This window comes from Nocardioides sp. CCNWLW216 (genome assembly GCF_037120545.1).
Taxonomy (GTDB): Bacteria; Actinomycetota; Actinomycetes; order Propionibacteriales; family Nocardioidaceae; genus Nocardioides; species Nocardioides lianchengensis.
This window is the reverse complement of record NZ_JBBBBJ010000002.1, coordinates 83,107-102,933: the sequence shown is the minus strand read 5'-3', so window position 1 is coordinate 102,933 and position 19,827 is coordinate 83,107. Positions and strand designations below refer to the sequence as shown.

Genomic DNA, 19,827 nt, shown 5'->3' with positions numbered 1-19,827 from the left:
CAGTACTCCAGCGACTCGCTCGACCACCGGATGGGTGGTGGCGGCGGCCTCAACGTCCTCGACGACCACATCTACCAGCGTCTTCTGCGTGAGCGGATCGTGTTCCTGGGCTCGGAGGTGCGCGACCAGAACGCCAACGCGATCTGCGCCCAGCTGCTGCTGCTCTCCGCCGAGGACCCGGAGGCGGACATCTTCCTCCACATCAACTCCCCGGGTGGTTCCGTGGACGCCGGCATGGCGATCTACGACACGATGAACTACATCCCCAACGACGTCGCCACCGTCGGCATGGGCCTGGCCGCCTCGATGGGCCAGTTCCTGCTCTGCGCCGGCACCAAGGGCAAGCGCTACGCCCTGCCGCACGCGCGGATCATGATGCACCAGCCCTCCTCGGGCATGGGTGGCTCCGCCTCCGACATCAAGATCCAGGCCCAGCAGTCCCTGCACATCAAGAAGGTGCTGCTCGACCTGATCTCCGAGCACACCGGCCAGCCGATCGAGCAGGTCATCGCCGACGCCGACCGCGACCGGTGGTTCACCGCCGAGCAGGCCCTCGAGTACGGCCTGGTCGACCAGGTCGTCAAGAGCGCCCGCGAAGCCGCCGACGACGGCCGCCCGGCCCACAAGAAGGACTGATCATGGCTGACATCACCGCCCCCGGCGGCCTGGCGCCCAGCGGCCCCAGCGCCAACTACTACATCCCGCAGTGGGAGGAGCGGACGTCGTACGGCTTCCGCCGGATCGACCCCTACGGGAAGCTGTTCGAGGACCGCATCATCTACCTCGGCACGCCGATCTCCGACGACGTGGCCAACGCCGTGATCGCCCAGCTGCTCTGCCTGCAGTCGATGAACCCCGACCAGGACATCAGCATCTACATCAACAGCCCCGGTGGCTCGTTCACGGCGCTGACGGCGATCTACGACACCATCAAGTTCATCAAGCCCGACGTGCAGACGGTGTGCATCGGCCAGGCGGCGTCGGCTGCGGCCGTGCTGCTGGCCGCCGGCACCGCCGGCAAGCGGCTCGCGCTGCCGAACAGCCGGATCCTGATCCACCAGCCCTACACCGAGGGCACGTTCGGCCAGACCTCGGACATCGAGATCCAGGCCAACGAGATCCTCCGGATGCGCGAGCTGCTGGAGAAGATGATCAGCGACCACTCCGGCCGCGACATCGAGCAGGTCAGCCGCGACATCGAGCGCGACAAGATCCTGACCGCCGCGGGCGCCGTGGAGTACGGCCTCATCGACTCGGTCCTCGAGTCGCTCAAGGGCACCCCCGCCCTCAGCCCGTCCTGACGAATGCCCCGTGTCGGCCCCCCTGCGGGATCGGCACGGGGTACCGTCGCTTCTGAGTTTTTGCACCTTGTCGAGTGGAGGATGACCTGCCGTGGCACGTATTGGTGACGGTGGCGACCTGCTGAAGTGTTCGTTCTGCGGGAAGAGCCAGAAGCAGGTCAAGAAGCTGATCGCCGGTCCCGGCGTCTACATCTGCGACGAGTGCATCGACCTCTGCAACGAGATCATCGAGGAGGAGCTCAGCGAGGGTGCCGAGGTCAGCCTCGAAGAGCTGCCCAAGCCCAAGGAGATCTTCGAGTTCCTCAACTCCTACGTCATCGGGCAGGAGCAGGCGAAGAAGTCGCTCGCGGTCGCGGTCTACAACCACTACAAGCGGGTCCAGGCCGGCCTCCAGCCCGTGTCGGGCAAGCACAGCAAGGAGGAGGTCGTCGAGGTCGCGAAGTCGAACATCCTCGTGATCGGTCCGACCGGCTGCGGCAAGACCTACCTCGCCCAGACCCTCGCGCGGATGCTCAACGTCCCCTTCGCGATCGCCGACGCGACCGCGTTGACGGAGGCCGGCTACGTCGGCGAGGACGTCGAGAACATCCTGCTCAAGCTCATCCAGGCCGCCGACTACGACGTCAAGAAGGCCGAGACAGGCATCATCTACATCGACGAGATCGACAAGGTGGCCCGCAAGGCGGAGAACCCCTCGATCACGCGCGACGTGTCCGGTGAGGGCGTCCAGCAGGCGTTGCTGAAGATCATCGAGGGCACCACGGCCTCGGTGCCGCCGCAGGGCGGTCGCAAGCACCCGCACCAGGAATTCATCCAGATCGACACCACGAACATCCTGTTCGTGGTGGGCGGCGCCTTCGCCGGCCTGGAGCACATCATCGAGCAGCGGGTCGGCAAGAAGACCCTCGGCTTCACCGCGGAGGTCCGCGGCGCCGCCGAGAAGGAGGCCGAGGACCTGCTCTCGCTGGTCCGTCCCGAGGACCTCACCAAGTTCGGTCTGATCCCCGAGTTCATCGGCCGACTGCCGCTGATCGCCAGCGTCACCAAGCTCGACCAGGCCGCCCTCGTGCAGATCCTGACCGAGCCGCGCAACGCCCTGGTGAAGCAGTACCAGAAGCTCTTCGACCTCGACGGCGTCGACCTGGAGTTCACCGAGGACGCCATCGCCGCGATCGCCGACTCGGCGATGGAGCGCGGCACCGGTGCCCGTGGGCTGCGCGCCATCATCGAGGAGGTCCTCCTCCACGTGATGTACGACGTCCCTTCCCGCGGCGACGTCGCCAAGGTGATCGTGACCCGCGAGACCGTCACCGACGACGTCCCGCCCACCCTCGTCCCCCGAGAGTCCAAGCCGAAGAAGAAGTCCGCCTGACGGGGACGCGTCAGCGGACCCGTCGACGGTGGTCGAGCGAGCAACGCGACTGAGGAACGAAGTCGCGACGCGCGTGTCGAGACCCGTCCTGGTCTCGCGCGCACGTCGCCCCAGGCTGGACGGCGCAGCGTCCCTCGGGACCACCGACTGGTCTGGACCGTTCCAGCACGAAACCCGCGCCTGCGTCACCGTGGGCACGTGGCCCCGTTGACCCGGCGGGCCTCGCTGACTGCGACGGGGCTCTCGGAAGGTTGTGGAGTGATCAAGGAGCATCGACGGCCGCTGCTGGCCTTCGTGGTGGTGCTGGTGGCCTGCGCGGTCATCATCGTCTCCGGTCTGCGCAGCGAGGCCGTCCGCGGCTTCCTGGGCCTCCCGACGCCGGAGGTCCAGTCGGTCCTGGCCGGCAGCGAGGTGGATCGGCTGGCGGAGCCCCCCGCCGCTCCGCCGGAGCCAGTGCCCACGGCCGTGCCCCGGACCCGCCCAGCCCCGACGTCACCGAGGCCGCACCGGGTGGTCGGGGAGGTCCGGGTCACGAAGCCTCGACGACCGAGCGTCGTCGCCACCGCCCATACCCCGATCGTGCCGGCCACCCAGCCGACCACCCAGCCGACTATCCCGTCCGCACCCTCGACCGAGCCGGCATCGGAGCCGAGGCCCGACCGCGGGCGCGGGCACCGCAGCCACCAGGACAAGCAGGGGAGGCCGGACGAGTCCGGCCACCGGGGCCCGGGGCACTCGGAGGGGCACTCGCAGGGGCGCGGCCATGGCGAGCCCGAGAAGGGCAGCGGTGACCGCGGCGACCGGGATCGCGGCGACCGGGGCAGGGACCAGGAGAAGCGAGGCGACCGCCACGGTGGCGACCATGGTCACGGCCACGGTGGAGGCCGCGGGCGCCGCTGATCGCCGAGCCGGCGCGAGCTCGCGCCGGCTCGGCGCCCAACTCGCGCCGACTCGGCGGGCTACTCGGTGGGGGTCTCGGCCAGCTCGGCGTGGACGGAGATCTCCTGGCCGGTCTCGCCGGTCGGGGTGAAGACGAGGTCGCCGGTGACCTTGCCGGTACGGCGCAGGTCGTCGGCGGCCAGCTCGGCGGCCCGGACCAGCGCCTCCGGGCCGGTGACCTCGACCCGCGAGAGCTCGGCGCGCATCGACACCTTGGCCTGCGACTTCGCGCCGCGGATGCCGACGAGCACCGCGGCGACGGCGTCGACCGTCGCCGGGTCGGCGGCCGCGGCGGAGCCCAGGTCGAGCTCGGTCGGCCAGGCAGCTCGGTGGATCGAGCCCTTCTGCCACCACGACCAGACCTCCTCGGTCACGTAGGGCAGGAACGGCGCGAGCAGCCGCAGCTGGACCTCGAGCGCGATGGCCAGCGTCGCCTTGGCCGAGGCGGTGGCCGAGCCGCCGTCCTCGTCGTACGCGCGCTCCTTGACCAGCTCGAGGTAGTCGTCGCAGAACTCCCAGAAGAACTTCTCGACCGTCTCGAGCGCGGTGGTGTAGTCGTAGGCCTCGAACGCGTCGGTGGACCGGCGGATGACCAGCGCCAGCCGCGCGAGCAGGGCGCAGTCGACCGGGGCGGAGACCGCGAACGGCTGCAGCTCGGTCGCGCCGACGCCGCCCAGGACGAACTTGGAGGCGTTGAGGACCTTCATGGCGAGCCGGCGGCCGACCTTCATCTGGCTCTCGTCGAACGGCGAGTCCAGGCCGGGGCGCGACATCGCCGCACGCCAGCGGACGGCGTCGGCGCCGAACTTCTCCAGGATCTCGGTCGGGACGACGACGTTGCCCTTGGACTTCGACATCTTCTTGCGGTCCGGGTCGACCACGAAGCCGGAGATCAGCGCGTGGTGCCAGGGCGCGACGCCGTTCTCGAAGTGGGAGCGGACCACGCGCGAGAACAGCCAGGTGCGGATGATGTCGTGGGCCTGGGTGGCCAGGTCCATCGGGAAGACCCGCTGGAACAGGTCGTCGTCGCTCTCCCAGCCGCCCGCGATGTGCGGCGTGAGCGACGAGGTCGCCCAGGTGTCCATCACGTCGGGGTCGCCGATGAATCCGCCGGCCTGTCCGCGCTGCGCCTCGTCGTACCCGCGCGGCGCGTCGGTCGACGGGTCGACCGGGAGCTCGGCCTCGCTCGGCATCAGCGGGTGGGCGTAGTCGGGCTCGCCCTCGGCGTCGAGGGGGTACCAGACCGGGAACGGGATGCCGAAGAACCGCTGGCGCGAGATCAGCCAGTCGCCGTTGAGGCCACCGACCCAGTTCTCGTAGCGGTGCTTCATGTGGGTCGGGACCCAGGTGATCTCGCTGCCGCGCTCGACCATCTCGGTGCGCAGGGCGGTGTCGCGACCGCCGTTCTTGATGTACCACTGGCGGGTGGCCACGATCTCAAGCGGCTTGTCGCCCTTCTCGTAGAAGTTGGCCATTCGCTGGGTCGGCTTCGGCTCGCCGTCGAGGTCGCCGGTCTCACGCAGCTTGGCGACCATCGTCTCGCGGGCGCTGAACGTGGTCTTGCCCGCGAGGTCGGCGTACGACGCCGCCGCGGGCTCGGCGGCCAGCCACTCGGGGGTCTCGCGCAGGAAGCGCCCGTCGCGCCCGATGACGGTGCGCACGGGGAGCTGCAGCTCGCGCCACCAGGTGACGTCGGTGAGGTCGCCGAAGGTGCAGCACATGGCGATGCCGGCGCCCTTGTCGGCCTCGGCGGCGGGGTGGGCGAGCACCGGGATCTCGACCCCGAAGACCGGGCTGGTCACGGTGGTCCCGAACAGCGGCTGGTAGCGCTCGTCGTCGGGGTGGGCGATCAGCGCCACGACGCTCGGGATGAGCTCGGGTCGGGTGGTCTCGATGTGCAGCGGCTGACCGTCGGGGCGGTGGAAGGCGACCCGGTGGTAGGCGCCGGCGTACTCGCGCGCCTCGAGCTCGGCCTGCGCGACCGCGGTCTGGAAGGTGACGTCCCAGAGGGTCGGCGCCTCCTGCAGGTAGGCCTCGCCCCGCGCGAAGTTGCGCAGGAAGGCACGCTGGCTGACGACCTGCGACTTCGCCCCGATCGTCGTGTAGTGCTGCTTCCAGTCGACCGAGAGGCCGAGGGTGCGCCACAGCGACTCGAAGACCTGCTCGTCCTCCTCGACCAGCTGCTCGCACAGGGCGATGAAGTTGGGCCGGCTGATCGGGATCTGCCGCTTCGGGTCCGGCTTCTCCGGCGGGGTGAAGTCGGCGTCGTAGGGCAGGCTCGGGTCGCAGCGGACGCCGAAGTAATTCTGCACCCGGCGCTCGGTCGGCAGGCCGTTGTCGTCCCAGCCCATCGGGTAGAACACGGTCTTGCCGCGCATCCGCTGGAAGCGCGCGATCAGGTCGGTGTGGGTGTAGGAGAAGACGTGGCCGACGTGCAGGCTGCCGCTGACGGTGGGCGGCGGCGTGTCGATCGAGTAGACGTTCTCGCGCGGCTGGGTGCGGTCGAAGGCGTAGGTGTCGACGGCCTTCCAGTGCTCGGCCCAGCGCTGCTCGAGGCCCTCCAGCGCAGGCTTGTCCGGTACGACGACGGCGCGTGGTGCGTCGGTCGTCTCGGGGGCCTGGTCCTGCGGGGTCTCGGTCATAACCCGAAATCCTAGAGTGGCGGCGCTCACCTGCGAAAACCGGTTGTCGCCCTCCCTAGCGTGGACCCATGACCCGGCTCGAGCTGACGACCGATCCGAGCGCCTTCCTGGCCCTCTCCGGCGAGCACCTGGCGGCCGATCCGGTGCTCACCACGGTGATCGCCTCGGTGACCGCTCGGGCGGTCGACGAGGACGCCCGCGGGGTGCGGCCGGGCGGGCACCCGCGGTGGTGGGTGAGCGTGCTCGACGACGACGACGACGACGACGGCGGCCGGGTGGTCGGCGTGGCCATGCGGACGGCGCCGTTCGCGCCGTACCCGGCGTTCCTGCTGCCGATGCCGGACGAGGCGGCCGTGGCACTGGCCCGGGCGCTGCACGCCCGGGGCGAGGTGCTCGGCGGGGTCAACGGCGCGCTCCGGCCGGCTCAACTGCTCGCGGAGGAGACCGCCCGGCTCGGTGGCGGCACGGTGGTCGTCGAGGAGCGGACCCGGCTCTGGGAGCTGGGCGACCTGGTGGCCCACGAGGCTCCGGGGCGGCTCCGGGTGGCGGTCGAGACCGACGTACCGCTGGCGACGGCGTGGTGGAACGACTTCGGGGAGCTGGCCGCCGAGATGGCCGGCCGGAGCTCTCCGCACGCCTCGGAGACCCTCACCGAGGACGAGATGGCCCCGCGGGTCGCGGCCGGGCACGTGTGGCTGTGGGAGGACCCGGACGGCACCGTCGTGCACCTGACCCACCACAACGCGCCGGCGTACGGCGTGGTCCGCGTCGGACCGGTGATCACGCCGCGCCAGCACCGGCGGCGCGGCTACGCGAGCGCGGCCGTGGCCCAGGTGTCGGCGCGGATCGTCGCCGCCGGGCACCGGGCCTGCCTGTTCACCGACCAGGCCAACCCGACGTCGAACAAGATCTATGCCGAGGTCGGCTACCGGCCCGTCGTCGACATGGCCAACCTGGTGATCGGCTGAGCTGCCGCTCGGCCTCGCGGGAGGGGCGAGCACCCGTCACCAGGTGAGGACCGCTTTCACGACCGTGCCGGCGTGGACGTCGGCGACCGCGTCGTTGATCTGCTCGAACGGGTAGGTCCGGATCAGCCCGTCGACGTCGAAGGTGCCGGCGGCACGCATCGCCAGCAGCCGCGGCACCATCTCCTGCGGATCGGAGTCGCCCTCGATGGAGCCCATCACCCGCTTGCCGCTCTGGAGCAGGTCGATCGCGTCGATGGCGTACTCGTCGGGTCCCAGGCCGAGCGCGACCAGGGTGCCGCGGATGCCGAGCGACTGTTGGGCCTGCTTGACCACGGCGGAGACCGCCGTGGTGTCGATGCCGTACGTCGCGCCGCCGCCGGTCAGCTCCTTGACCCGCTCGGGGGCGGACTGCTCGCCCAGGGTCGACGGGTTCACGCCGATCGCCCCGAACCGCGCGGCCTCGGCCAGGCGGCTGTCCAGCAGGTCGACCGCGACGATGGTGCCGACGCCCTGCGCGGCCGCGGCCGCGATCGCGGCCAGGCCGACCGCGCCGACGCCGTACACGACGAGGCTGTCGGTGGGTCCGGGCTTGAGCACGTTGAGCACCGTGCCGGCGCCGGTCTGGAAGCCGCAGCCGTACGGCGCGGCCAGCGTCAGGTCGAGGTCCGGGTCGACCACGACGCAGTTGTCGGCGTACGCGATGGCGTGCCGGGAGAACGAGGACTGACCGAAGAAGGACCCGAAGACCGGGGCCCCGTCGCGGGTGTACGTCGTCGAGCCGTCCATCCGCATGCCCATGTAGTTGATCATCAGGCTGAAGTCGCAGTAGCCGACCAGGCCCTCCTGGCACTTGACGCACGACCGGCAGGAGCGGAACGACAGGACCACGTGGTCGCCGACCGCGATGCCGGTGACGTCCGGTCCGACCGCCTCGACGACGCCGGCACCCTCGTGGCCGAAGACGTTCGGGAACATCTCGGCGGGCAGCATCGACCCCATCGTGACGTCGGTGTGGCACAGGCCGGTGGCCACGATCCGCACCAGCACCTCGTCGGCGCGCGGACCCTCCAGCTCCACCTCCTCGAAGGTGAAGGCTGCCCCAGGGGAGTTGACGATCGCGACCGTGGTCTTCATGCCGTCAAACTAGAACCTGTTCTCAGTTCCTGTCACCGGTAGTCCCGACCGTAGGATCGGGTTCGATGTCGACGCCCGCAGACCCCGCCGCCCCCCGCCTCGCCCAGACCGTCGCGGAGGTCGAGGACGCCCTGCTGTCCCGGTGGCCCGAGACGAAGCTCGAGCCGTCCCTGGACCGCATCCGCGCCTTCACCGAGCTGCTCGGCGACCCGCAGGCGGCGTACCCGGTCATCCACCTGACGGGGACGAACGGCAAGACCTCGACCTCGCGGATGATCGACACCCTGCTCCGGGCGCTCGACCTGCGCACCGGGCGGTTCACCAGCCCGCATGTGGAGAAGATGAGCGAGCGGATCTCGGTCGACGGCGAGCCGCTGGACGACGAGGCGTTCGTCGAGGCGTTCAACGACGTGGCGCCGTACACGCACCTGGTCGACGCCTCCGAGGAGCACCCCCTCTCGTTCTTCGAGACCGTCGTCGGGATGGCCTTCGCCGCCTTCGCCGACGCCCCCGTCGACGTGGCCGTCGTCGAGGTCGGGATGGGCGGCTCGTGGGACGCGACGAACGTCGCCGACGGCCAGGTCGCCGTGGTGCTGCCGATCGCCGTCGACCACGCCAAGTACCTCGGCGGCACGCCCGCCGAGATCGCGGTCGAGAAGGCCGGGATCATCAAGCCGGGTTCGTTCGCCGTCCTCGCCCAGCAGGAGCCCGAGGTCGCCACGGTGCTGCTCGAGCGGGCCGCCGAGGTCGGTGCCACCGTGGCCCGCGAGGGCCTGGAGTTCGGTGTCATCTCGAGGGTGCCCGCCGTCGGCGGCCAGGTGGTCTCGCTGCAGGGTCTGCGCGGCCGGTACGACGACGTCTTCCTCCCGCTCTACGGCGCCCACCAGGCCCAGAACGCGGCGGTCGCGCTGGCGGCCGTCGAGGCGTTCGCGGCCCGGGAGCAGCCGCTCGACGACGAGCTCGTCCGCGCGGCGTTCGCCGAGGTGACCTCGCCGGCTCGCCTCGAGATCGTGCGCCGCTCGCCCACGGTGGTGCTCGACTCGGCCCACAACCCGCACGGTGCGGCCGCCTCCGCCGCGGCGATCGAGGACTCGTTCACCTTCTCGCCGCTGATCGGGGTGATCGGCGTGATGGCCGACAAGGACGCCGAGGGCCTGCTCGCGGCCCTGGAGCCGCACCTGGCCCACGTGATCTGCACTCAGAACTCCACCGACCGGGCGATGCCGGCCGAGCAGCTCGCCGCGGTCGCTCGGGAGATCTTCGACGAGGACCGGGTCACCGTCGAGCCGCGGCTCGAGGACGCGATCCACGCCGCCGCGACGCTCGCCGAGGCGGGGGAGGCGCTCGGGTCGCCGCTCGGCTCCGGCGCCGTCCTGGTGACCGGGTCGGTCGTGACCGCGGGCGAGGCGCGGACCCTGCTGCGTCGTCCCGGACGAGGGGAGGGTCGGGCGTGAGCAACGAGCGCGAGCGGTCGCCGCGGCGCGGCATGTGCGCGGCGATCCTCTGCTTGGAGGCGATCGCCCTGGGCCTGACCACCCCGGTGCTCGTCCAGGTCGCCGACGTGTCGCTCGGCACGTCGCTGGCCATCGGGCTCGGCCTGGCCGTCGCCTGCCTGCTGCTGGCCGGCATGCTCCGCAAGGAGTGGGCCTACTCGGCGGGCTGGGTCATCCAGGTCGCCGCCGTCGGGCTCGGGTTCGTGATCCCGCTGATGTTCGTGCTCGGCGGGATCTTCGCGCTGCTGTGGGGCTCCGCCGACCTGCTCGGTCGCCGGATCGAGCGCGAGCGGGCCGCGGCGTTCGCGGCGTTCGACGCGGCCAACCCGCCGACTCCCTAACCCGCCAGCCCCCGCGTGATCGCGACCAGCGCGGCGTCCAGCTCCGCGTCCGTGCAGCCGCCGAACCCGATGATCAGCCCGTGCCGGAGATGGGTCCGGCAGTAGTCCGCCAGCAGCGGTACGTCGAAGCCCGCGGCCCGGGCGGCGGCCTGACCCCGGCGGGCCGCGTCGGCGTCCAGCTCGACGGTGGCGTACATGCCGGCCACCGGCCCGCGCAGCGTGGCCAGGGGCGCGAGCGCGCCCGTCACCCGGGCGGCGCGGTCGGCGTACACGCGGCGTGCGGAGCGGACCACCTTGTCGACGTACCCGTCGCGCAGCAGGGAGAGGAACGCCCGCTGCACCGGCCAGGACGCGGTGTCGTGGGTGACCTGGCGGGTCCGTTCGACGGCGTCGAGCAGGGCGGGTGGCGGGACCAGCCACCCCAGCCGCATGCTCGGGGCGACCGACTTGCTGGCGGTGCCGAGGTAGGCGACGCGGTCGCGGTCGAGGCTGGCCAGGGCGGGCACCGGCGCGACGTCGTACCGGAACTCGGAGTCGTAGTCGTCCTCGACCACCACGGCGCCCGCGCGTCGCGCCGCCTCGAGCAGGCCGAGGCGGGCGCTGCCCGGCATCGTCGGGCCGAGCGGGTGCTGATGGGCCGGGGTCACGTACGCCGCCGCGCAGCCGGCCAGGTCGGTCACGGGGGCCAGCGCCGGCAGGTCCCGCACCTCGCGGCCGGCCAACCTGACCGTCGCGGCCGCGGCGCGGTAGCCCGGGTCCTCGACCGTCACCGGCCCGGGCGGCAGGTCGCCGAGCAGGTGGCGCAGCCCGTCGGTGGTGCCGGCGGTGACCAGCACCTCGTCGGGGTCGACGTCGAGCCCGCGGATGCGGCCCAGGCGCGCCGCGAGCTCGGCGCGCAGCTCGGGCAGGCCGCGCGGGTCGTCGTACCCCCGGGGCGGGCGGGCGGCGGCGACGTCGCGCCAGGCCCGGCGCCAGGACGCGGCGTGCCGCGGGTCGATCCAGGGGGTGCCGGCGTCGAGGCGGACCAGGTCCGCCTCCGGCGCCCGAGGGGTACGGCGGGCCGCGGCCGGTCGCGCGACCGGCCGCCCGGCGGCGACGAAGGTGCCGCTGCCGTGCCGCCCCTCCAGCCAGCCCTCCGCGACCAGCTGGCCGTAGGCCTGCTCGGTCACCGCGCGGGCGACGCCCAGCTCGCCGGCGAGCGCGCGGCTGCTCGGGAGCCGGTCACCGGGGGCGAGCCGGCCGTCGGTCACCTGGTGACGCACCTGGTCGGCCAGTTGAGCGCCGAGCGGACGCGGGTCGGCCCGGTCGAGGGAGACGGCCAGGGTGGTCACGAGTGTCCTGTTCGGATCGTTGGGAATTGGCCCGTGCGTGCAGGCCACTCGTTGGGCCAGTCTAGGACCATGACGACGACCCCCCTCTCGCCGACCGACCGCACCACCGTCAGCCGCGGCCGCAATCGGATGGTGGCCGACCGTGACGAGCTGCACCGGTTCCTGGACGTCGCGCTGGTCGCCCACCTCGGCGTCGTGGTGGGGGAGCACCCGTTGGTGCTGCCGGCCGCCTTCGCGGTCGACGTCGACGGGCCGGACGAGGGCGGCAGCCTCTACGTCCACGGCTCGGTCGCGGCCGGGTGGCTGCGGCAGGCCGCCGGCGCGACCGTCTGCGTGACCGTCACCGAGCTCGACGGGCTGGTCGCCGGTCGCTCGGCGTTCCACCACTCGATGAACTACCGCTCGGCGGTGGTGATTGGGGCGGCCCGGGTCGTCGACGACGAGGCGGAGCGCGCGCACGCGCTGGACCTCATCGTCGACCACATGATCCCCGGGCGGGCGGCCACGCTGCGGCCCAGCACCCGCAAGGAGCTGGCCGCGACGGCGGTGCTCGCCGTACCCCTGCACGAGGCGTCGATGAAGGCCCGGTCCGGGGGGCCGGTCGACGAGCCGAGCGACGTCGAGGCGGGCGTGTGGGGCGGCCACGTCCCGCTGCGGGTGGTCAGCGACGGGGCGGTGTCGGGGGAGGACTCGCACGACCGGGTGCCTGCCGACGTGGTCGCGCGCGCGGCGTCGTACGACGGGCGATAGCCTCCGGGGCATGACCCAGCGCACCCTGGTCCTCCTCAAGCCCGACGCCGTCCGCCGCAGCCAGGTCGGCGAGATCGTCCGCCGCATCGAGGCCAAGGGCTACGCCCTGGTGGCCCTCGAGCTGCGGACCGCGACGCCCGAGCTGCTCGCCGAGCACTACGCCGAGCACGAGGGCAAGCCGTTCTACCAGCCCCTGGTCGACTTCATGCTCTCCGGCCCGCTCGTCGCGATCGTGCTGGAGGGGGAGCGCAGCATCGAGGGCTTCCGCTCCCTGGCCGGCACCACCGACCCGACGGGTGCCGCCCCGGGCACCATCCGCGGCGACCTGGGCCGCGACTGGGGCCTGGCCGTCCAGCAGAACCTCGTGCACGGCTCCGACTCCGAGGAGTCCGCCGCCCGCGAGATCGGCATCTGGTTCCCGAACCTCTGACCCTGTGGACAACATCGCCGAGTCGGCGCACAGGTGCGCCGACTCGGCGGGAACATCCACAGGCTGAGTCACAGGGGTCACGCGAGTCACACGCGTCTCGGCGTGGCGTCCCGGAACGGGGAGCGCTGAAACCTAGGCTCGCTCGCAGGGTCGATCCTGTGCGAGTGCGCTGAGCGCGTGCGGGGAGGCCTCACTTCCCCGACGTACGACGCACCCCTGCGAGGCACCCGGCATGGCGAACAGCTTCTTCGGCCGCGACATGGCCGTCGACCTCGGCACCGCCAACACGCTGGTCTACGTCCGCGGCAAGGGCGTGCTGCTGGACGAGCCGAGCGTCGTCGCGCTGAACGACAAGACCGGCGAGATCCTGGCCGTCGGCCACGAGGCCAAGCGGATGATCGGGCGCACCCCCGACAACATCGCCGCCATCCGGCCGCTCAAGGACGGCGTGATCGCCGACTTCGAGGCGACCGAGCAGATGCTGCGCTACTTCATCCAGCAGGTGCACCGGCGTCGCTACCTCGCCAAGCCCCGGATGGTCATCTGCGTCCCGAGCGGCATCACCGCGGTCGAGCAGCGCGCGGTCAAGGAGGCCGGCTACCAGGCCGGCGCCCGCCGGGTCTACATCGTCGAGGAGCCGATGGCCGCCGCGATCGGCGCCGGGCTCCCCGTGCACCAGGCCACCGGCAACATGGTCGTCGACGTCGGCGGCGGTACGACGGAGGTCGCCGTCATCTCGCTCGGCGGCATCGTCACCAGCCTCTCGATCCGCACCGCCGGCGACGACCTCGACCAGGCGATCGTCGCGTGGATGAAGAAGGAGTACTCGCTGATGCTCGGCGAGCGCACCGCCGAGGAGGTCAAGATGACCCTCGGCTCGGCGTTCCCGCTGCCCGACGAGCCCGAGGCCGAGATCCGCGGCCGCGACATGGTCTCCGGGCTGCCGCGCACCGTCGTGGTCTCCAGTGCGGAGGTCCGTCAGGCGCTCGAGGAGCCGCTGCACGCGATCGTCGACGCCGTCCGCGCGACCCTCGACCAGACTCCGCCCGAGCTGGCCGGCGACATCATGGACCGCGGCATCGTGCTGACCGGCGGGGGTGCGCTGCTCCGCGGCCTCGACGAGCGGCTGCGCCACGAGACCGGCATGCCGGTGCACGTCGCCGAGGACCCGCTGACCTCGGTCGCCCAGGGGGCCGGCCGCTGCGTGGAGGAGTTCGAGGCGCTGCAGCAGGTGCTGGTGACCGAGCCGAGGCGCTACTGATGGCCGCACCCGAGAAGCGCTGGCGCAGCACGGACCGGCTCGACGGCGACCGCCGCCGGCCGCCGACCTCGCTGGTCGTCGCCCTCGTGCTGGCCTGCCTGAGCCTGATGACGCTCGACGCCCGCGGCGGCGACGGCTCGCCGGTCGAGGGAGCCCGTCGCGTCGTCGGCGAGGTCCTCGGCCCGGTCGAGAGCGGGACGACGACCGTGCTGCGGCCGTTCACGTCGGTGCCGGACTGGTTCCGCTCCCGCGACGGGATGCGCGACCAGATCGACGACCTCGAGGCCGAGAACGCCCGCCTCCGCGCCGACGCGAACCGGGCCGACTACGACCGCAACCGCCTTCAGGAGTACGACGCCCTCACGGCCTCCGCCTCCGAGCTCGGGTTCGCCCTGGTCCCGGCCCGCGTGGTCGGCGTGGGCCCGAGCCAGTCCTTCTCCAGCACCGTCACCATCGACGCGGGCTCCGAGGCCGGGCTGCGTGCCGACATGACGGTCCTCAACGACGACGGCCTGGTCGGCCGGGTCCTGCGGGTCACCCGCTCGACCGCCACCGTGCTGCTCCTGGTCGACGGCGACTCGGTCGTCGGCGGCCGGATCGGGCGCAGCATGCAGGTCGGCTTCCTGCACGGTCGCGGCGCGATCGGCGAGGACGCCCGCCTCGACCTCGAGCTGGTCGACGAGTCGGTCGTCCCGGCCGAGGGCGACGCCGTGGTCACCTGGGGCAGCGAGGGCGGCGCGCCGTACGTCGCCGGCGTCCCGGTCGGCAAGGTGACCACCGTTTTCTCCAGCCTCCGCGACTCCTCCCAGCGCGCGGTCATCGAGCCGTACGTCGACTTCGGCTCGCTCGACGTCGTCGGCGTCGTGGTGCCGAGCGGCACGGGCAGCGACCGCGCCGTCATCGAGGCCGACGGGACCATCCAGTGAACGCGCTGCGCGGGACGGTCGCGATGGGCCTGATCGCCGTCGCCCTGGTCCTCCAGGTCACCCTCTTCCCGCACCTGGCCTGGGCCGGCGTGGTCCCCAACCTCTGCCTGCTGGTGGTGGTCGCCTCGGCCCTGGTCCGCGGCACCCAGTTCGCCATGCTGCTCGGCTTCGGCGCCGGGGTGCTGCTCGACCTGGCCCCGCCGGCCGACCACGTCGCGGGCCGCTGGGCCCTCGCGCTGGTCGTGGTCGGGTACGTCGCGGGCCGGATGCGGCCCGACGTACGCCCGACGGCCACGGCCGTGGTGGCCACCGTGGCCGCCTGCTCGTTCGTCGGCACCTCCGTCTTCGCGATCTCCGGGCTGCTGCTGGGCGACACCTCCACCGGCACCGGCGAGCTCCTCGGCGTGATCGCGGTGGCGGTCGTGTGGGACGTCCTGCTCACGCCGCTGGTGCTGCCGCTGGTCGCCACCCTGTTCCGACGTCTCGAGCCCGACCGGGCGTACGCCCGCTGATGGCCGCCTCCGCCGAGGGGTCCCGCCGCAGCCGGCTCCGGCTGGTGGTGGTCCAGGCCCTGGTCTTCTCGCTCTTCGCCACCCTGCTGGGGCGGCTGTACTACCTCCAGGTCGTCACCGGCGACGAGTACACCGCGCAGGCCGCGTCCCAGTCGGTCCGCGAGGTCGTGGTGCAGCCGCAGCGCGGCCTCATCGTCGACGCCCAGGGCCGGCCCCTGGTCACCAACCGCACGTCCTGGGTGATCTCGGTCGACCGCACCGTGCTCGGGCGGATGGGCGAGGAGCGCCGGACCCAGCTGCTCAAGCGGCTCGCCCACGTCGTCGGGGTGGGGAAGGGCCGGATCGAACGCGCGCTGGTCACCTGCGGCGACGACGGGTCGGTCGCGGGCGAGTGCTGGAACGGCTCGCCGTACCAGGCGGTGCCGGTGGCGACCGACGTCCCCCAGGACGTCGCGCTGCGGGTGCTGGAGCAGCCCGAGGACTTCCCGGCGGTGCTGGCCGAGCAGCAGACCGTGCGCGCCTACCCGAAGCCGTTCGGGGTCAACCTGGCCCACGTGCTCGGCTACCTCAGCCCCATCACCGAGGAGGAGTACGACGCCGCGCAGGCCGACGAGGACACCTCCCTGAACGGTGCCTCGACGGTCGGCCGCGCCGGCGTCGAGCAGCAGTACGACGCCTGGCTGCGCGGCATGCCCGGCTACCAGCGGGTGGCCGTCGACTCGATGGGCCGCGTGCTCGGCGACGACGGCGAGGTCGAGGCGGTGCCGGGCAGCACCCTGGTCACCTCGATCGACGCGAAGGTGCAGGGCGTGGTCGAGCAGCAGCTGGCCGCGACCATCGCGCGCCAGCGGGCGACCTACGACCCGGTGACCAAGCGCAACTACGAGGCCGACTCGGGCGCGGCCGTCGTCCTGGAGGCCAGGACCGGCCGGGTGGTGGCGATGGCCAGCCAGCCGACGTACGACCCGGAGGCCTGGGTGGGCGGCATCTCCAAGAAGGAGCTGGCCCGGCTCTACTCCGAGGACGCCGGCACCCCGCTGCTCGGGCGGGCCACCCAGGGCCAGTTCGCGCCCGGGTCGACCTGGAAGCCGTTCATGACGGCCGGCGCGCTGACCCACGGCTACTCCACCGACACCCGGCTGGCCTGCTCCTCGTCGTTCCGGGTCGGCAACCGCGACTTCCACAACCACGAGTCCGCCGCCTACGGCTCGATCGGCTTCGACCGGGCCCTCGAGGTCTCCTGCAACACCTTCTTCTTCCGCGTCGGCTACGACTTCTGGCAGCGGCTCGGCTCCGACGTCGACGACGTCGACGCGAAGGACCCGCTCGTCGACGAGGCCAAGACGTTCGGCTTCGGCTCCGAGACCGGTGTCGACCTGCCGGGCGAGGCCTCCGGGCGGATCGCCGACCGGAAGTGGAAGCGCGCCTACTACGAGCAGATGAAGGACTACTACTGCGGCATCTCCGAGAAGCCGCAGGACGGCAAGACCAGCGACTTCGTCTACAAGTTCGCCCGTGAGTTCTGCGTCGAGGGCTACGCCTACCGGGCCGGCGACGCGGTGAACTTCGCCATCGGCCAGGGCGACACCATCGTCACCCCGCTCCAGCTCGCCCGGGCGTACGGCGCCATCGCCAACGGCGGCACCCTCTACGAGCCGCGGATCGCCAAGGCGGTCGTCGGGCCCGACGGCGAGGTCGTGCGGGAGATCAAGCCGACGAACGCCGGCTCGGTCGGGCTGCCGAAGAAGGTGCTGTCCTACCTCGACACGGCCCTGAAGGGCGTCTCGACGCGCGGCACCATGAACTGGAAGCTGGCCGGCTTCCCGCTCGACCAGGTGCAGATCCGGTCGAAGACCGGCTCGGCCGAGGTCTACGGCAAGCAGTCGACCGGCTGGGTCGCGTCGTACACCGACGACTACGTGGTCGTGATGATGGTCAGCCAGGCCGGCACCGGCTCGGGCTCCAACGGCGAGGCCGTCCGCGCGATCTACGAGGCGCTGTACGGCGTCACGGGCGAGAAGGTCGACCCGAAGAAGACCGCCATCCCCGGCACGGTCGCGCCCGCCACGCTGCCGACGTTCACCGACGACGGGGCGATCCTGCCGCCGGCCCGCAAGAAGAAGGGCACGAAGTGAGCTCCTCCCGCGCGCCCCGCATCGACTGGCTGCTGATGGTGGCCGTCCTCGCCCTGGTGGTCCTCGGCACCGTGCTGGTCTGGTCGGCCACCTCGGCCCGCGACGACCTCACCGGCGGCGACCCCGCGGCGTACCTGCGCAAGCAGGTCGTCAACGTGGCCATCGGCCTGGTGCTGATGCTGGTCGTGATCGCGGCCGACCATCGGTGGGTCCGGATGGTCGCGCCGGTCGTCTACCTCGCCTCGATCGCCGGCCTGGTGCTGGTGCTGACCATGGGCACCGTCGTGAACGGGTCGAAGTCGTGGCTGATGGTCGGCGGGATGTCGATCCAGCCGGCCGAGTTCGCCAAGCTGGCGGTGGTCATCGGGATGGCCCTGGTGCTCGCCGAGCGGGCCGCCGGGCAGTGGCGGGCGCGGGTCGGTCTCACCGACGTGGTGCTGATGCTGGTCGTCGCCGGCGTCCCGGCCGCGCTGATCGTCCTGCAGCCCGACCTCGGGACCATGCTGGTGCTGAGCGCCGTCGTCTTCGGCGTCCTGGGCGTCTCGGGCGCTCCACGCCGCTGGCTGGTCCTGCTCGCGGCGGGCGCGGTCACCGCCGCCTTCGCCGCGGTCTCGGCCGGGCTGCTCAAGGCCTATCAGGTCGACCGCTTCATGGCGTTCACCAACCCCGGCCTCGACCCGCGCGGCGCCGGCTACAACGTCGAGCAGGCCCGGGTCGCGATCGGCAGCGGCGGGCTCTTCGGGCAGGGCCTCTTCGACGGCTCGCAGACGCGCTCCGGCTTCGTGCCCGAGCAGCACACCGACTTCATCTTCACCGTCGCCGGGGAGGAGCTCGGGCTGGTCGGGGCCGGTGCGCTGATCGCCCTGCTCGGCGTGGTGCTCTGGCGGGCGCTGCGCATCGCCACCCGCACCGACGACGTCTTCGGCCGGGTCGCGGCCGCGGGCATCGCCTGCTGGTTCGGCTTCCAGGCCTTCCAGAACATCGGCATGTGCCTCGGCATCATGCCCGTCACCGGCGTCCCGCTGCCGTTCGTGTCGTACGGCGGCAGCTCGATGTTCGCGGGCATGCTCGCCGTGGGCCTGCTCCAGAACATCCACCTGCGCACCACCACGCCCGCGCCCACCCGCTACACGATGGCCGCGGACCGGCCGGTGCGGCTGGTCAGCTCGCGCTGACCGTGCCGTGCGGCGCCACCACCGCCCGCCCGGACAGCTCGCCGGCCTCCAGACGCCGGTAGGCCTCCAGCGCGTCGTCGAGCTCGAAGACCTCGACGTCGGGGGTGATCCGGCCGGCGCGGTAGAGGGCGACGACCTCGTGCAGCTCCTCGATGGTGCCCCAGTAGGTGCTGGTCAGCTCGACCTCGTACGGGACGCCGTAGAAGCCCCACTCGTAGGTGCCGCCCGCGATGCCGACGACGGTGACCCGGCCCTGGAGGGCGACGCTGGCCATCGCGAGCGCGATGGTGGGGGCGGCGCCGACGAAGTCGAAGACCGCGTCCACGCCGCGCCCGCCCGTGATGTCCCGGATCGCGGCGGCCTGGTCCGGCCCGCCCGGCACGGTGACGGCCCCCGACTCCTCGGCCCGGCGCATCGCGTCCGGCTTCGTGTCGGTCGCGATCACGGTGGCGCCGGTGAGGGCCCGGATGATCTGTACGCCGAGCTGCCCCAGACCGCCCAGCCCGATGACCAGGGCGGTCGCCCCGCCCTTCTGGAGCACGGGCAGCGACTTCTTGATCGCGTGGTACGGCGTCAGTCCCGCGTCGCTCAGCGGCGCCGCGGCGACCGGGTCGGCGTCGCCCAGCGGGACCAGGTTGCGGGCGGGCACGGCGACGTACTCCGCCATGCCGCCGTCGCGTCCGAGGCCGGCGGCGAGGTGGGGCATGGTGGCGGCGTTCTCGCAGTAGGTGTCCTGGCCGCGTGAGCAGGCGGGGCAGTGGCCACAGCCCATCGGGCCGTAGACGAGGTACGCCGCGCCGACCTCGATCCCGGCGCCCACCCCGGGGCCGATCTCCTCGACCCAGCCCGAGCTCTCGTGACCGAGCACGAAGGAGGGCCGCAGCTGCGCCGGGCCGTGCTCCTCGTCGAACTCCCGGAAGACGGCCACGTCCGAGTGGCAGGCCCCGGCCCCCGCGACCTTCAGCAGCACCTCGCCCGGTCCCGGGGTCGGCTTCTCCACCTCGGTGAGGACGGGGGCGGACTGGTACTTCTCGAACACCACGGCGCGCATGGGACTGCCTTTCCGACAACTGTTGTTTATTGTCGAGCGTACTCCCGGCGCCGAGGGTCCCGAGGG

General features: G+C 72.2%; 17 protein-coding genes. 13 read left to right on the top strand and 4 right to left on the bottom strand.

Annotated features, from left to right (window positions below):
• The first annotated feature begins 30 nt into the window (after window positions 1-30).
• The 3 genes from V7S47_RS04855 to clpX all read left to right on the top strand — a co-directional run bounded on the left by V7S47_RS04855 (window position 31) and on the right by clpX (window position 2,673).
• Entirely contained in the window at window positions 31-636 is a 606-nt protein-coding gene (locus V7S47_RS04855) for an ATP-dependent Clp protease proteolytic subunit (protein WP_090853518.1), read from the top strand.
• 2 nt (window positions 637-638) lie between these two features.
• Complete coding sequence (locus tag V7S47_RS04850; RefSeq protein WP_090853308.1) at window positions 639-1,301, top strand: ATP-dependent Clp protease proteolytic subunit; 663 nt, start codon at window positions 639-641, stop codon at window positions 1,299-1,301.
• A gap of 91 nt (window positions 1,302-1,392) precedes the next feature.
• Entirely contained in the window at window positions 1,393-2,673 is a 1,281-nt protein-coding gene (gene clpX / locus V7S47_RS04845; protein ID WP_090853305.1) for an ATP-dependent Clp protease ATP-binding subunit ClpX, read from the top strand.
• 959 nt (window positions 2,674-3,632) lie between these two features.
• Here clpX and valS read toward each other — a convergent pair.
• A complete protein-coding gene (gene valS, locus V7S47_RS04840; RefSeq protein WP_336560512.1) occupies window positions 3,633-6,254 on the bottom strand; it encodes a valine--tRNA ligase in 2,622 nt (873 codons plus the stop codon).
• 68 nt (window positions 6,255-6,322) lie between these two features.
• Between valS and V7S47_RS04835 the strand changes: the two genes are divergently transcribed.
• Window positions 6,323-7,222 (top strand): GNAT family N-acetyltransferase, encoded by a 900-nt coding sequence (locus V7S47_RS04835; protein ID WP_336560511.1) that lies wholly within the window; start codon window positions 6,323-6,325, stop codon window positions 7,220-7,222.
• A gap of 36 nt (window positions 7,223-7,258) precedes the next feature.
• Here V7S47_RS04835 and V7S47_RS04830 read toward each other — a convergent pair whose 3' ends face one another.
• On the bottom strand, window positions 7,259-8,356 hold the full coding sequence (locus tag V7S47_RS04830; protein ID WP_336560510.1) for an NAD(P)-dependent alcohol dehydrogenase: 1,098 nt from the start codon (window positions 8,354-8,356) through the stop codon (window positions 7,259-7,261).
• A 65-nt stretch (window positions 8,357-8,421) separates the two neighbouring features.
• Between V7S47_RS04830 and folC the strand changes: the two genes are divergently transcribed.
• Both folC and V7S47_RS04820 read left to right on the top strand, forming a co-directional pair.
• The gene (gene folC, locus V7S47_RS04825) at window positions 8,422-9,810 is read left to right on the top strand and encodes a bifunctional tetrahydrofolate synthase/dihydrofolate synthase (protein ID WP_336560509.1); all 1,389 of its coding nucleotides are present in this window, start codon (window positions 8,422-8,424) and stop codon (window positions 9,808-9,810) included.
• Window positions 9,807-10,190 (top strand): DUF4233 domain-containing protein, encoded by a 384-nt coding sequence (locus tag V7S47_RS04820; RefSeq protein ID WP_336560508.1) that lies wholly within the window; start codon window positions 9,807-9,809, stop codon window positions 10,188-10,190. The genes folC and V7S47_RS04820 overlap by 4 nt, the downstream gene beginning before the upstream one ends.
• Here the strand turns inward: V7S47_RS04820 and pdxR are convergent.
• Entirely contained in the window at window positions 10,187-11,521 is a 1,335-nt protein-coding gene (gene pdxR, locus V7S47_RS04815) for a MocR-like pyridoxine biosynthesis transcription factor PdxR (RefSeq protein ID WP_336560507.1), read from the bottom strand. The genes V7S47_RS04820 and pdxR overlap by 4 nt on opposite strands.
• 69 nt (window positions 11,522-11,590) lie before the next feature.
• Here pdxR and V7S47_RS04810 point away from each other — a divergent pair, with 69 nt between their 5' ends.
• From V7S47_RS04810 to rodA, 7 genes are all read left to right on the top strand, one after another.
• Window positions 11,591-12,271 (top strand): pyridoxamine 5'-phosphate oxidase family protein, encoded by a 681-nt coding sequence (locus tag V7S47_RS04810; protein WP_336560506.1) that lies wholly within the window; start codon window positions 11,591-11,593, stop codon window positions 12,269-12,271.
• 10 nt (window positions 12,272-12,281) lie between these two features.
• Window positions 12,282-12,701 (top strand): nucleoside-diphosphate kinase, encoded by a 420-nt coding sequence (gene ndk, locus V7S47_RS04805; protein ID WP_090853278.1) that lies wholly within the window; start codon window positions 12,282-12,284, stop codon window positions 12,699-12,701.
• A 232-nt stretch (window positions 12,702-12,933) separates the two neighbouring features.
• Window positions 12,934-13,962, top strand: a complete 1,029-nt coding sequence (locus V7S47_RS04800; RefSeq protein WP_336560505.1) for a rod shape-determining protein — start codon at window positions 12,934-12,936, stop codon at window positions 13,960-13,962.
• Entirely contained in the window at window positions 13,962-14,888 is a 927-nt protein-coding gene (gene mreC / locus V7S47_RS04795) for a rod shape-determining protein MreC (RefSeq protein ID WP_336560504.1), read from the top strand. The genes V7S47_RS04800 and mreC overlap by 1 nt, the downstream gene beginning before the upstream one ends.
• Window positions 14,885-15,400 carry a rod shape-determining protein MreD gene (mreD, locus tag V7S47_RS04790; RefSeq protein WP_336560503.1) on the top strand — a complete coding sequence of 172 codons (516 nt, stop codon included), beginning with the start codon at window positions 14,885-14,887 and terminating at the stop codon, window positions 15,398-15,400. The genes mreC and mreD overlap by 4 nt, the downstream gene beginning before the upstream one ends.
• The gene (gene mrdA, locus V7S47_RS04785) at window positions 15,400-17,535 is read left to right on the top strand and encodes a penicillin-binding protein 2 (RefSeq protein ID WP_336560502.1); all 2,136 of its coding nucleotides are present in this window, start codon (window positions 15,400-15,402) and stop codon (window positions 17,533-17,535) included. The genes mreD and mrdA overlap by 1 nt, the downstream gene beginning before the upstream one ends.
• Window positions 17,532-18,710, top strand: coding sequence for a rod shape-determining protein RodA (gene rodA / locus V7S47_RS04780; RefSeq protein ID WP_336560501.1), 1,179 nt, complete (start codon window positions 17,532-17,534; stop codon window positions 18,708-18,710). Before mrdA ends, rodA begins: the two co-directional genes overlap by 4 nt.
• On the opposite strand, the gene V7S47_RS04775 is transcribed toward rodA, so the two are convergent.
• Window positions 18,697-19,761, bottom strand: coding sequence for an NAD(P)-dependent alcohol dehydrogenase (locus V7S47_RS04775; RefSeq protein ID WP_336560500.1), 1,065 nt, complete (start codon window positions 19,759-19,761; stop codon window positions 18,697-18,699). The two genes, rodA and V7S47_RS04775, sit on opposite strands and share 14 nt — an antisense overlap.
• Window positions 19,762-19,827 lie beyond the last annotated feature (66 nt).

What these genes read in the sequence shown, in the direction of transcription:
- V7S47_RS04775 (WP_336560500.1), bottom strand. Translation starts at nt 19,761, where the DNA reads ATGCGCGCCGTGGTGTTCGAGAAGTACCAGTCCGCCCCCGTCCTCACC.
- folC (WP_336560509.1), top strand. Translation starts at nt 8,422, where the DNA reads ATGTCGACGCCCGCAGACCCCGCCGCCCCCCGCCTCGCCCAGACCGTC.
- mrdA (WP_336560502.1), top strand. Translation starts at nt 15,400, where the DNA reads ATGGCCGCCTCCGCCGAGGGGTCCCGCCGCAGCCGGCTCCGGCTGGTG.
- V7S47_RS04830 (WP_336560510.1), bottom strand. Translation starts at nt 8,356, where the DNA reads ATGAAGACCACGGTCGCGATCGTCAACTCCCCTGGGGCAGCCTTCACC.
- mreC (WP_336560504.1), top strand. Translation starts at nt 13,962, where the DNA reads ATGGCCGCACCCGAGAAGCGCTGGCGCAGCACGGACCGGCTCGACGGC.
- valS (WP_336560512.1), bottom strand. Translation starts at nt 6,254, where the DNA reads ATGACCGAGACCCCGCAGGACCAGGCCCCCGAGACGACCGACGCACCA.
- V7S47_RS04855 (WP_090853518.1), top strand. Translation starts at nt 31, where the DNA reads ATGGGTGGTGGCGGCGGCCTCAACGTCCTCGACGACCACATCTACCAG.
- V7S47_RS04850 (WP_090853308.1), top strand. Translation starts at nt 639, where the DNA reads ATGGCTGACATCACCGCCCCCGGCGGCCTGGCGCCCAGCGGCCCCAGC.
- V7S47_RS04810 (WP_336560506.1), top strand. Translation starts at nt 11,591, where the DNA reads ATGACGACGACCCCCCTCTCGCCGACCGACCGCACCACCGTCAGCCGC.
- V7S47_RS04835 (WP_336560511.1), top strand. Translation starts at nt 6,323, where the DNA reads ATGACCCGGCTCGAGCTGACGACCGATCCGAGCGCCTTCCTGGCCCTC.
- V7S47_RS04800 (WP_336560505.1), top strand. Translation starts at nt 12,934, where the DNA reads ATGGCGAACAGCTTCTTCGGCCGCGACATGGCCGTCGACCTCGGCACC.
- ndk (WP_090853278.1), top strand. Translation starts at nt 12,282, where the DNA reads ATGACCCAGCGCACCCTGGTCCTCCTCAAGCCCGACGCCGTCCGCCGC.